This is a genomic window from Campylobacter sp. IFREMER_LSEM_CL1890 (genome assembly GCF_025772045.1).
GTDB lineage: Bacteria > Campylobacterota > Campylobacteria > Campylobacterales > Campylobacteraceae > Campylobacter_D > Campylobacter_D lari_D.
Map to the genome: position 1 here is coordinate 1 of NZ_JAKMRK010000008.1, position 12682 is coordinate 12682.

At 28.1% G+C, this 12682-nt stretch carries 10 protein-coding genes and 1 tRNA gene; 9 read left to right on the forward strand and 2 right to left on the reverse strand.

Going from position 1 to position 12682, the window contains the following annotated elements; translation table 11 throughout:
* The first annotated feature begins 34 nt into the window (after positions 1 to 34).
* Positions 35 to 1381: an ATP-dependent DNA helicase gene (locus L8W57_RS05090; RefSeq protein WP_263662153.1), complete on the forward strand. Its 1347-nt coding sequence runs from the start codon at positions 35 to 37 to the stop codon at positions 1379 to 1381.
* Complete coding sequence (locus L8W57_RS05095; protein WP_133319337.1) at positions 1378 to 2028, forward strand: flagellar basal body-associated FliL family protein; 651 nt, start codon at positions 1378 to 1380, stop codon at positions 2026 to 2028. Before L8W57_RS05090 ends, L8W57_RS05095 begins: the two co-directional genes overlap by 4 nt.
* On the opposite strand, the gene lolA is transcribed toward L8W57_RS05095, so the two are convergent.
* Complete coding sequence (gene lolA, locus L8W57_RS05100) at positions 2029 to 2535, reverse strand: LolA-like outer membrane lipoprotein chaperone (RefSeq protein ID WP_263660561.1); 507 nt, start codon at positions 2533 to 2535, stop codon at positions 2029 to 2031.
* 119 nt (positions 2536 to 2654) lie between these two features.
* Here lolA and secA point away from each other — a divergent pair, with 119 nt between their 5' ends.
* The 7 genes from secA to L8W57_RS05135 all read left to right on the forward strand — a co-directional run bounded on the left by secA (position 2655) and on the right by L8W57_RS05135 (position 10175).
* Positions 2655 to 5246: a preprotein translocase subunit SecA gene (gene secA / locus L8W57_RS05105; RefSeq protein WP_263662154.1), complete on the forward strand. Its 2592-nt coding sequence runs from the start codon at positions 2655 to 2657 to the stop codon at positions 5244 to 5246.
* Between the two features lie 8 nt (positions 5247 to 5254).
* The gene (locus L8W57_RS05110; RefSeq protein WP_133319334.1) at positions 5255 to 6544 is read left to right on the forward strand and encodes a sigma-54-dependent transcriptional regulator; all 1290 of its coding nucleotides are present in this window, start codon (positions 5255 to 5257) and stop codon (positions 6542 to 6544) included.
* A gap of 9 nt (positions 6545 to 6553) precedes the next feature.
* Entirely contained in the window at positions 6554 to 7573 is a 1020-nt protein-coding gene (locus L8W57_RS05115) for an aspartate-semialdehyde dehydrogenase (protein WP_263662155.1), read from the forward strand.
* Between the two features lie 11 nt (positions 7574 to 7584).
* Complete coding sequence (locus L8W57_RS05120; RefSeq protein ID WP_087699510.1) at positions 7585 to 8091, forward strand: YqhA family protein; 507 nt, start codon at positions 7585 to 7587, stop codon at positions 8089 to 8091.
* Between the two features lie 14 nt (positions 8092 to 8105).
* Positions 8106 to 9128: a uroporphyrinogen decarboxylase gene (gene hemE, locus L8W57_RS05125; RefSeq protein ID WP_133319332.1), complete on the forward strand. Its 1023-nt coding sequence runs from the start codon at positions 8106 to 8108 to the stop codon at positions 9126 to 9128.
* Entirely contained in the window at positions 9125 to 10033 is a 909-nt protein-coding gene (locus L8W57_RS05130; RefSeq protein ID WP_133319331.1) for a radical SAM protein, read from the forward strand. Before hemE ends, L8W57_RS05130 begins: the two co-directional genes overlap by 4 nt.
* A gap of 67 nt (positions 10034 to 10100) precedes the next feature.
* Positions 10101 to 10175 (forward strand) — tRNA-Asn (locus L8W57_RS05135).
* Positions 10176 to 10279: 104 nt separating this feature from the next.
* On the opposite strand, the gene L8W57_RS05140 is transcribed toward L8W57_RS05135, so the two are convergent.
* Complete coding sequence (locus L8W57_RS05140; protein ID WP_133319330.1) at positions 10280 to 12682, reverse strand: tetratricopeptide repeat protein; 2403 nt, start codon at positions 12680 to 12682, stop codon at positions 10280 to 10282.

The window sequence follows — 12682 nt, forward strand, 5'->3', positions numbered from 1 at the left end:
GAGTTTTAGTAGATTATAATATAATATTAAGATGATGTTAAATAAATTATATTTTTTCTTAAAAGATAATAATATATTTCTAAGTGGTTCTGCTGGAGTTGGTAAATCATTCTTAACTACAGAACTTGTTAAATTATATAGAAAACAAGGTAGAATTGTTGTTGTGTTGGGTTCTACTGGATTAAGTGCATTTAATATAGGTGGAGTTACTTTACATAGTTTTTTTGCCTTTAAAAGATGTCAAAATTATGATGAGTTATATTATGAAGATAGAAAGCAAAGGGATAAAATAGAAAAATTAAAGAGAATTTTAAAGCAATGTGATTTGTTGGTTATTGATGAAATCTCTATGGTGAGTGCTTCATTGATGGAAATGATTTATTATAGATTAACAAGAAGTGACTTTAGTGGCAAAATTTTATTAGTCGGTGATTTTTTTCAACTTCCACCTGTAATAAACTACAAAGAGAATCAAAACACTTTATTTCAAAATACTCTATATGCTTTTTCTTCTCAAGCTTGGAATGATTTAAAATTTGTCAATTTAAAGCTTAGTATTACTAAAAGAACTTTGGATAAACAATTTTATGAATATTTATTTTTTCTTAGAATTGGTAAAGTAAATCAAGAAATACTAAGTTTTTTTAAAAAAATGTTATTTTATCCAAAAGATTTGCTTGAGTATATGGATGAATATACCCTATTGTGTGCTACAAATAAAAAAGCTAATTGTATAAATGCTAAAAAATTAAATCTTTTACAAGGTAAAGAAAAAATATTTAAATCAAGAATGGAAAAATTAGATCATACTTTAGATGATAAAATTTATGAGCAGTGGATTAAAGGATTAAATTCTTTAGAGGAGTTAAAATTAAAAATAGGCGCTAAGATTATTTTTTGTGTAAATAATAAAGAGGAAAATTATTACAATGGAGAACAAGGAATTATTTTAGATTTTATAAAAGATGATGAGCAAGAATATATTTTAATAGAAAAAAGTAATGGTGAGAATTTGCGATTAAAGGTTTATGAGTATATTTTGGAAGAATATAATTTAGATGATGAAGAAAAATTAGAAGTAAAAGTAAAAGCAAAATTTATTCAGTTTCCGATAAAGTTAGCTTATGCTATAACAATCCATAAATCTCAAGGTATGAGTATAGATAAGCTTATATGTGATATTGATGGAATTTTTGAAAAAGGACAATTATATGTATGTTTATCAAGGGCCATTAATCCTTGCAATTTAAAAATCATATATAATTATAAAATGCCTTTTGAGGATTATTTTTTAAGAATTTTAAAAACCGATAAAGAAGTGAAAAAATTTTATTTACAAGAAAAATTTATAGATTTAGAAGAAGACGAGGAGATAATATGAAATGGATTATAGTTTTGCTTTTAATGTTTTTTAATATCCATGCTAGTTCCTTGAGTATAGAAAATTTTAGAACTGATTTATATTCAAAGGTTGGAAATAATACTTTAAAAAAAATTGAAATGAATTTAGATTTTGAGGGAGAAAATTTAGATCAAAAGAAAATTATAGATGCTTTAAACACTATTGTATCCAGTTATTTTTATGAAGATTTATTTACAGAAGTTGGTAAAAATAATTTTAAAGAAACCTTGCTTAAATTTAGTAATAAAAAATATAAAACTCAAATTAAAAATATTTATATTTTAAAAATTAATTCGGTAGCTAAGTTTGACTTGGAAGAATTTAAGCGTTTTATAAATGATTTGGAAAAAAAAGATGACAATATAATAAAAACTATCAAACAAAAGGAAATTCAAGATAATTCCAAAGTTGCAAAAAATACGGATCAAAATAATACTCAATCAAAAGATATAAATACCGATCAAATAAACAACAATGATAAAGATGATAATAAAAGTTTTAATCAAGATACTAACACAAGTAAAGAGGCTATGGATATGATTTTAAAAACCATGGAAAAAACTCAAATGCAAATGTTAGCTCCAAGTAAAGAACAGCAAGATTTGTTTAATGAAATACCATTTTGATTATTGAATAATATCAAAATGGCTTGGGATTTTTGGTATAAAAATATTTTCGTTGATATTTTGATCAAATTTCTGATTATAAAAATAAATACTAACTAAGTTTCCCAACTCATCTTTATAAGAAATATTACTAAGATTATCATTTTTTAGTTTGATATTATATGTGATATTTTCGTATTTTGCTTCATAATTTTCATGAGATATTAATTTTGCATTTTTAAAAATTTCTTGAAGATTTGGTAAATTTTGCAATTGAGTATAAATAGCTTGTTCTAACTCAGGCTCTATGATAATAACTTCTTTGTGATTGATATAAATTTGTTTTTTATTTGGTTTAGTATAATTCCAAAATGCTTTATTTTGAGTAATGATAAAATTTCCTTTATAATTTAGCGAAGAATTATTGCTTTGCACCTTTTGTTCAAAATCACTACTAAAATTTTTAAAATTTATATCAAAAGCAAAAATACTACAAACAAATAACATTAAAAATATAAAATATCTCATAATTATCCTTTAAAAATTTTGTAAATTATATAAAATTTATCCAAACAAAACTTTTTATATAGTTCTAATTAAATTCAAGGTATAATCTAGCATATATTTTTGTAATTAAAGGTAAAAAAATGTTTTCTAGTGTATTTAAAGCAATATTTGGCACAAAAAATGATCGAGAAGTAAAAAAATATTTAAAGAGGGTTGCACAAATTAATGCTTTAGAATCAAAATACCAAAATTTAAGCGATGATGAATTAAAACAAGTATTTATAGAATTTAAAACACAAATTCAAAAAGAAGAAAAAACTTTAGATCAAATATTGAATGATGTTTTTGCGATAGTTAGAGAAGTAGGAAAAAGAACTCTTAATATGCGTCATTTTGATGTGCAATTAATTGGTGGTATGGTTTTACATGATGGAAAAATTGCTGAAATGAAAACTGGGGAAGGTAAAACCTTGGTTGCAACTTTACCTGTTGTATTAAATGCTATGAGTGGTAAGGGTGTGCATGTGGTTACCGTAAATGATTATTTGGCTAAAAGAGATGCAGAGCAAATGAGTGCTATTTATAATTTTTTAGGTTTTAGTGTAGGTGTGATACTTTCAGAGCAAAATAGCGATGAGGCACATAAAAAAGCTTATGAGTGTGATATAACTTATGGTACAAATAATGAATTTGGCTTTGATTATTTACGCGATAACATGAAATTTTCAAAGCTTGAAAAAGTACAAAGAGAGCATAATTTTGTTATAGTTGATGAAGTAGATAGTATTTTAATAGATGAAGCAAGAACTCCGCTTATCATAAGTGGACCTACAAATAGAACTTTAGACGGCTATGTTAAAGCAAATGAAGTAGCAAAACAAATGCAAAAAGGCCAAGCAGCTACTACTCCTCAAGAATTGCCAAGTGGTGATTTTGTTGTCGATGAGAAAAATAGAACTATTATGATTACAGAGGTTGGAATTTCTAAGGCTGAAAAATTATTTGGAGTAGAAAATTTATATAGCTTAGATAATGCAATATTAGCCCATCAGCTTGATCAGGCTTTAAAAGCGCATAATTTATTTGAAAAAGATGTGCATTATGTATTAAGAGATAAAGAAGTTGTAATTGTTGATGAATTCACGGGAAGATTAAGCGAGGGAAGACGCTTTAGTGATGGTTTACACCAAGCATTAGAAGCTAAAGAAGGGGTAAAAATTCAGGAAGAAAGTCAAACTTTAGCAGATATTACTTTCCAAAATTATTTTAGAATGTATAAAAAGTTAGCAGGCATGACAGGTACTGCACAAACTGAGGCAACGGAATTTTCTCAAATTTATAATTTAGATGTAGTTTCTATACCTACAAATATACCAATTGCAAGAATAGATAAAGATGATTTGATTTATAAAACTCAAGAAGAAAAATTTAAAGCAGTTATTGAAGAGATAAAAAAAGCAAATGCAAAGGGTCAGCCAGTTTTAGTGGGAACTGCAAGTATTGAAAGAAGTGAAGTATTTCATAATATGCTTGTAAAAGAACGCATTCCTCATCATGTGCTTAATGCTAAAAATCACGAGCAAGAAGCTTTGATTATTCAAGATGCGGGTAAAAAAGGTGCAGTGACTATAGCTACTAATATGGCAGGTCGTGGGGTTGATATAAAAATAGATGATGAAATAAGAGCTTTAGGAGGGCTTTATATTATAGGAACTGAACGCCATGAAAGTAGAAGAATAGATAATCAACTTCGTGGTCGTGCAGGACGTCAAGGTGATCCTGGTGTAAGTAGATTTTACTTAAGTTTAGAGGATAATCTTTTAAGAATTTTTGGTGGTGATCGCATTAAAAATATCATGGAAAGATTAGGTATAGAAGAGGGTGAGCATATAGAAAGTCGTATTGTTACAAGAGCTGTTGAGAATGCGCAAAAAAAAGTTGAAAGCTTGCATTTTGAAAGCAGAAAACACTTGCTTGAATATGATGATGTGGCGAATGAACAAAGAAAGACTATTTATAATTATAGAAATGAATTATTAGATGAAGAATTTGACTTGCAAGATAAAATTTTAAAAAATATTGCTGAGTATAGTAATCACTTAGTAAGCCAAATTTATTTAAATGCAGAACTTGAAGATGATGTTAAGCATTTTGAAAGCTTAAAGCAAAAAGTAAGTTATGAGTGTAATCTTGAGCTTAGCGAAGCTGATTTTAAAGATTTAGGTGTAATTGAAGTAGAAAATAAATTAAGTGAAATTTTAGAAAAAGCTTACAAAGATAAAATGAGTATTATTGATGATAAGGAAGCTAGAAGAATTGAAAGAATCTTATATCTTCAAATTTTGGATAATCTATGGAGAGAGCATTTGTACCAAATGGATGTTTTAAAAACTGGTATAGGTTTAAGAAGTTATAATCAAAAAGATCCTTTAGTAGAATATAAAAAAGAAAGTTATAATCTTTTCATGGAGCTTGTTGAGCGTGTTAAATTTGATAGTTTAAAATTGTTATTTAATGTAGTTTTTACTCAAAAAGAAGCACAAAATTTTGAAGAAAAAAGCCATGAGCAAAATGAGCAGTTTTTAGCTAATACCACAGAAAGTGGTGTTGATGAAAACGGTGAAGCACAAATTACTAAAGTACCTAGAAATTCACCTTGTCCTTGCGGTAGCGGTAAAAAATATAAAGAATGCCATGGTAAAAGTGGTCCCAAAAAAGGTATTTTAGCTTAAGGTTTGAAATGAATTTAGTTATAGTTGAAGATGATATAAATATGAGAAAATCACTTGAAATTGCTTTGAGTGAGTATGAAGAATTTGCTATAAAATCTTATAAATCAGCAACTGAAGCTTTAAAAAAACTAAATGATGATGTTGATTTGATTATTACAGATATTAATATGCCGGGTATGGATGGTATTGAATTTGTGCAAGCTTGTGAGAATAAATATGATTTTATTATTATCACAGGTAATGCAACACTAAATCGTGCCATAGAAGCAGTAAGACTTGGAGTAAAAGATTTTCTAGTAAAACCATTTGATATTAATACTTTAGTAACTGCGATAAAACGTGCAAAAATAATCCAAGAAAAGACTTCTAAAAAAACAAATAAAAAGACTATTAAAAAAGAAGAAAATCAAGATTTTTATGGCACTTCTAAAGCTTTGGAAGATTGTTTAAAATTGGCTACTAAGGCTGCTAAGACAGATGCAAGTGTGCTTTTTTTTGGAGAAAGTGGGGTAGGTAAAGAAGTTTTTGCAAATTTTGTGCATAAAAATTCAAAAAGAGCACAAAAACCTTTTGTGGCTATTAATATGGCAGCAATTCCATCAAATTTGATAGAAAGTGAGCTTTTTGGTTTTGAAAAAGGTGCATTTACCGATGCTAATACTACTAAAATAGGGTTGTTTGAGCTCGCTAATGAAGGCACTTTGTTTTTAGATGAAATAGGTGAAATGCCTTATGAAATTCAAGCAAAATTATTAAGAGCCTTGCAAGAAAAAGAAATTACAAGATTAGGAAGTACTAAGAGTATAAAGATTGATGTAAGAATTATTAGTGCAACTAATGCTCATATAGAAAAAAAGATTGCAGATAATGAATTCAGACAAGATTTATATTATAGGCTTAATACTATTCCTATTAATATACCACCACTAAGAGAGCGTCAAGAAGAAATTTTGCAAATTGCACAAAAGGTATTACTTGATACATGTAAAGAATACGATTTTAATGAAAAAACTTTAAATCAAGAAGCACAAGATGCTTTGCTAGCTTATGATTTTCCAGGTAATATTAGAGAGTTGATTTCTATTATACAAAGAGCTTGTATTTTAAGTGAAAATGATGAGATTAGCACTCAAGATTTATTCTTAGAAAGTAGAAAAAGTAAAGATATTAAAAATCTTGAAAAAGAATTGATTTTAGAAGCTTTAAAAAATTCGCAAGATATTGCAGAAGCAGCTAAGCTTATAGGGATGAGTGAGAAAATTTTTAGTGAAAAAATGAAAAAATACAATATTACTTAAAAAGGATGGATGATGAAAAAAATAGCCATTGTAGGTGCAACTGGAGCAGTCGGAGAAGAGCTTTTAAATGTTTTGGATGAGCTTGATTTCCCGGTTGAAAGTATTTTACCATTAGCAAGTGCAAAAAGCGCAGGTAGTGAAGTAGAATTTAGAGGAAAAAGTTATAAAGTAAAAGAATTAACTCCAAATGTTTTTAAAGAAAATCCTGTAGATATTGCTTTTTTTAGTGCCGGAGGAAACATAAGTGCTGAGTATGCAAAATACGCAGTAGAGTGTGGTGCTGTAGTGATTGATAATACTAGTCATTTTAGAATGGATGAAAATGTTCCTTTGGTAGTTCCTGAATGCAATAGCGAAGATATTAAAGATTGGGAAAAAACAGGAATTATTGCTAATCCAAATTGCTCTACTATACAAATGGTGCATGTTTTAAAACCACTTGATGATGTATTTAATCTAAAAAGGGTAGATGTAAGTACTTATCAAGCAGCAAGTGGTGCAGGTAAAGAAGGTATGGAAGAATTAGTTCAAGGAATGCAAAGTTTTTTTGCTTTTAAATTAGATGAATTTGAGGCAAAAACTTTTCCATATACCTTAGCTTTAAATTTAATTCCTCAAATTGATGTTTTTAGTGAAAATGGCTACACTAAAGAAGAATTAAAAATGGTAAATGAAACGCAAAAAATATTGCATAAAAAACTTGAAATTTCAGCAACTTGCGTAAGAGTTCCTGTGCTTAGAAGTCATAGTGAAGCTATTACTATGCATTTTGAAAAAGATGTTGATGTTGTTAAGGTTAGAGAGATACTTTCTAAAGCACCAAGTGTTGTTGTGATTGATGATGTAGAAAATAAAAAATATCCTATGCCACTTTTTACAAGCGATGCTAATGAAACTTATGTAGGAAGAATTAGACGCGATATTAATCATAAAAATATTTTACACTTATGGTGCGTGGCTGATCAAATTCGTGTAGGAGCTGCTACAAATGCAGTGCGTATTGCACAAAAATGGTTAGAATTGGTTTAAAAAGGAGAAAAATGTTAGAAAGATTTTTTGAGAATTTATTGGTTAAGAGCCGTTTAGTCACTATTTTGCCTGTAATTTTTGGCCTTATAGGAGCTTTTGTTTTATTTTTTATTGCAAGTTATGATGTGATTAAAGTTTTAAAATATGTATTTGAGTATTTTATGTTACCTAATTCTACGGTAGATTTGCATGAGGATATTGTTGGTTTGATTATAGGGGCTGTAGATTTATATTTAATGGCTTTAGTTTTATTTATATTTTCTTTTGGAATTTATGAACTTTTTATTAGTGAAATAGAAGAATTTAAACAAACTAAACAGTCAAAAGTTTTAGAAGTGCACAGTTTAGATCAACTAAAAGATAAACTTGCAAAAGTTATTATTATGGTTTTAGTTGTAAATTTTTTCCAAAGAATTTTACAAATGCAACTAAATACGGTTTTGGATATGACTTATCTTGCAGGTTCTATTTTAGCTCTTTGTATAGGACTTTATTTTTTACACAAAAGTGATCATTAAAATAAGGAATAAAAATGATTTTTATTGATGCATGTTTTAAAAAGTCAACCCCTTATACTCCAGTTTGGATGATGCGCCAAGCAGGAAGATATTTACCTGAATATATGCAGGTTAGAGCAAGTGCTGGAGATTTTTTATCACTTTGTAAAGATTATAAAAAAGCGAGTGAAGTTACCTTACAACCAGTAGATATTTTGGGTGTTGATGCAGCTATTATTTTTTCAGATATTTTGGTAGTACCTTTAGAAATGGGTATGGATTTAAAATTTGAAAAAGGCGAGGGCCCTATATTTTCAAATCCTATTAAAACAAAAGAAGAATTGGAAAGATTAGATGTTGAAAAAAGCATTAAAAACCTTTCTTATATTTATGATGCACTAGCATTTACTAGAGAAAAACTTACACAAGATAAAGCTTTGATTGGTTTTTGTGGAAGTCCTTGGACTATTGCTACTTATATGATAGAGGGTGGTAGTAGTAAAAATTATGCAAAGTGTAAAAAAATAGTTTATCAAAATCCTGAATTTTTACATCAAATTTTATCTAAACTTACTTTTGTTTTAAAGTATTATATTCAAGAGCAAATTAGAGCAGGTGCTAATGCTATACAGATATTTGATAGTTGGGCAAGTGCTTTAGAAAAAGAAATGTTTTTTGAGTTTTCTTTTAAATATATGCTTGAAATTGCTGATTTTATAAAGGAAAAATATCCGCATATTCCTGTGATTTTATTTCCTAAAGGGGTAAGTGGGTTCTTAGATGATATAAATGGAAATTTTGATGTCTTTGGAGTAGATTGGAGTACCCCTTTAGAGTTGGCTAAGGAAAAACTAGGCGCTAAATATACTTTGCAGGGTAATATGGAGCCTTGCAGACTCTATGATAAAAAAGCTATTGAACAGGGTGTGGATAAAATTTTAAATATTATGCAAGATAGTGCGCATATTTTTAATCTCGGACATGGAATTTTACCTGATATTCCTGTTGATAATGCTAAATATTTTATCAAGCTAGTTCAAGAGAAATCTAAAAAGTGAGTAAAATAACTTTTGGGCCTATAAGTTCAAGAAGATTTGGACTTTCATTGGGAATTGATTTAAGTCCAAATCAAAAACAATGTAATTTTGACTGCGTTTATTGTGAATTACAAGCTGCAAAACCTTTGGAAAAATCTTTAATTTATCCTAAAATAAAAAATATTATCGATGAAGTACAAAGTGTATTGAAAGGTAATGTGCAATTTGACTTTTTAACATTAACTGCAAATGGTGAGCCTACTTTATATCCTCATTTAAAAGAATTAGTTTATGAATTAAATAAAATAAAACAAGATAAAAAACTCTTAATCCTAAGCAATGGTAGTGGAGTTTTAAATTCGGATATTTTTGATGCTTTAATGTATATTGATGTAGTTAAATTTAGTCTTGATAGTGCAATGGAAAAAACTTTTTATAGAGTTGATAGGGCTTTAAAGCAAATAAAACTTGAAACAATGATAGAACAAATGATCGCCTTTAGAGAGAAATTTTTGGGTGAGCTTGTTATGGAAGTTTTAATTGTCAAGGGATTGAATGATAACAAAGATGAGATGTTGGCTTTAAATGAGGCATTTGACAAGATAAGACCATCAAGAGTGGATTTTAGCACTATAGATAGACCGCCTGCGTATCCTGTTAAAGGTATATCTTTGGAAAAGTTGGAAGAATTAAGTATGTATATCACTAGTGTGCCTGTTGTGCTTGCTAAACATTATTACAAAGGTGAAAAAATTGATTTTAATATCCAAGAGCTCTTGAAGATGCTGCAGCTTAGAGCACAAAGTGAATTTGACATAGAAAACAAATTTAGTCAGCATAGTAAAGATATATTAGAAAAATTAATTAAAGAACGAAAAATTGTTGTAGAAAATTTAGCAGGAGTAAAATTTTACAAAAAAGCGTAATTTTTTATAAAAAATCTTGACAAAAAAGTTTTTTTCTTATATAATATCATTTCTTATTTATTGATGTTCCGGATTAGCTCAGCGGTAGAGTAGTCGGCTGTTAACCGATTGGTCGTAGGTTCGAATCCTACATCCGGAGCCACTTTGTAAATTTAATCTCATGTATATTTTATAATAATCTAATTTGTAATTTATAATTATATTTTTTTTGATGGTCAATTAGTATTTTCTTATTTTATGAAAATACTAATTTTTAATATCAAAAGTAAAAAATTTACTTTCAAAATTATTTCCTACTTTTTCATATTGAAACATAGCAGGTTCTAAATTTTGGACTTCATGATATAATAGTCCTAGTGCAAGTCTTGCTTCTAAGGTTTCTTCATTTTCTAATTTTGCAAGCTCTAGTAAAGCTATGGCTGAATTTGGATTATTAGAACCTATCGCTGCTACTGCGGCTAAAAATAAAGTTTGTGCATCTTTGATTTTATAATCATCTATTAAGATATTGTAAAGCGTATATGCTTCTTGGTATTCTTTAGCAAAAATATCAACATAAGCTAGAGCAAAAATCAGCCCGATGGAATTTTTATTACTCATAGCAAGTCTTTTTTTTATGTCATTTCTAACATGATTTAATAAGCCTGTAATTTGCATAAGTGTCACATAGCTGTCTTTAACTATACCAGCTCCACCAAATAAAGAATTATAATCAAGCTTGGTTGTTAAAAAATACATTTGTGCTTGTTTGGCATACTCTTTAATATCAAGATTTGTGTTTTTAGAATTAAAATATAAAATATTGCTAATAATATCCTCACCGAGCAAATCTTTTAATTCTTTTATTTTTTGATTTCTTAAAATTTCAAGATTATTGCCATTAGCAGCTACTATAGCAAACATTAGTTCTAAAGGAGTATTTTTGCTATTTGAAAGGTTGTCTAAATAAGGAATCATAGCAGTAAAGTCACTTTTAACTAGATGTAGTAAATATTTATAGATATTATGATTTTGATCGATATTATTATCTGCTTGTAAATTTTCCAAAAGTTCATTAGCAAGTTTGGTATAATCTTTTTTTACTAAATCCATGCAATATATGGCAAAAATACCTGCAATATAATTTTTTGGATTTAAATGATAAGCAGTTGAAAAATGTTTATATGCATTATTATAATCTTGCAGTTGTGCATAAGTTAAAGCAAGATTATAATGAATTACATCGTGAGCATGATAAATTTCACTTAAATTTTTAAATTCTTGATTTGCTTCTCTTAGATGAAAATTAAAAGCTAGATTGATAGCATGAGATAATTCCACATTAACGCCTGATAAAGCTTTGCTTTTAACAAGCAATTCATTTTCATACTCATACCCTTGTATGAAATTTCCCAAATCAGCTTTTGTGATGAGTTCCATGCTTTGTTTTATATCAAAAACGCGATAAGGTGAAAAATAAAAAAGTAAATCATAAATTTGTTGTTTTCCTGTGATTAAACTTTTGGCAAAATGTTGCTGCGCTATATCAATATTTGAAAAATTTCTTTTTAGTCTTGTTTTTATGTTATAGTATTTTGAGCCAATAGCTCTATCTTTTACATATAAAGTTTTTAAAATTTGTGCACCATTGTCAAATTGGCCTGTTTTTAATTCTACTAAAGCTAGAGCCATTTTGCTTCTTATGGCTTGATTTTCTATTTTTGATGCTTTTTCAAGATATTCTTTAGCTTTTTTATATTCTCCCAGTTTTGCATATAATAAACCTAAGGGTAAGCTTGCTTCATAATCTTGTTGCTTTTGCAGAAGATTAATGGCGTTTTGATCAGATTTTAATAATGCGTAAATTTTTGCCCCAAGGTAATAAGACTCCCCTTGATAGCTGTTGATATTACTTGAACGCATGAACATTTGTAAAGCCTCTGGATAAAATCCTTGATAGTAATTAATTAATCCTAGATAATAATCATACAAAGAAGATTTAGAATCTTGTGGTAAATGTACTCTTGCTAAATCAAGATAATATTTAAATTTCTCTTTATCGCCTAGATTAAAATAACACACAGCTATATTAATAGCTGCTGCAACTTTGTGTTCTTCTAATTCTAAAGATTGTTTGAAATTCTCAACAGCACTAATATAATCTTTTTGTTTCATTTGAGCTACACCAAGATTATAACTTGATAAAGATTGATTGAAAATATTAATATTATTATAAAGCTCTAAAGCACTTTCTATATCACCTTTTTCATATAATAAATTTGCCTTTTGTACTACAAGATCTAAAGCAGATTGTTTCACCTTTGTGATACTTGTACTAACATTATCTTCTAAAATTGGATTATTTGTGATTACTTTTTTATCTTCTTTAAAAACAAGAAGTAAAACTAAAATAATAAATAAAATTAGAGCAAGAGCACCAAGTGTTGAAATCAAAATAAGAAATTTTTTATCAAAAAGCTTTTTCTTTTCTTCAGGTTGTGATGCTTGAGGTTCTTCCTCTACTCTTTGAAAAGTACTTTCTTCTTCCTCTAATTCAGGAGGTATTGTGCCAGGAGGGATAGTTTGTTCTTCCACTCCTGGATTTTCATCAATCTCTGAAAAAGCTTTTTCTTGATTATCTTGTTCTTTAAGTGTTACTTCTTCGGCCAT

Coding starts and splice junctions, on each gene's coding strand:
- L8W57_RS05090 (WP_263662153.1), top strand. CDS start 35: ATGTTAAATAAATTATATTTTTTCTTAAAAGATAATAATATATTTCTA.
- L8W57_RS05095 (WP_133319337.1), top strand. CDS start 1,378: ATGAAATGGATTATAGTTTTGCTTTTAATGTTTTTTAATATCCATGCT.
- lolA (WP_263660561.1), bottom strand. CDS start 2,535: ATGAGATATTTTATATTTTTAATGTTATTTGTTTGTAGTATTTTTGCT.
- secA (WP_263662154.1), top strand. CDS start 2,655: ATGTTTTCTAGTGTATTTAAAGCAATATTTGGCACAAAAAATGATCGA.
- L8W57_RS05110 (WP_133319334.1), top strand. CDS start 5,255: ATGAATTTAGTTATAGTTGAAGATGATATAAATATGAGAAAATCACTT.
- L8W57_RS05115 (WP_263662155.1), top strand. CDS start 6,554: ATGATGAAAAAAATAGCCATTGTAGGTGCAACTGGAGCAGTCGGAGAA.
- L8W57_RS05120 (WP_087699510.1), top strand. CDS start 7,585: ATGTTAGAAAGATTTTTTGAGAATTTATTGGTTAAGAGCCGTTTAGTC.
- hemE (WP_133319332.1), top strand. CDS start 8,106: ATGATTTTTATTGATGCATGTTTTAAAAAGTCAACCCCTTATACTCCA.
- L8W57_RS05140 (WP_133319330.1), bottom strand. CDS start 12,682: ATGGCCGAAGAAGTAACACTTAAAGAACAAGATAATCAAGAAAAAGCT.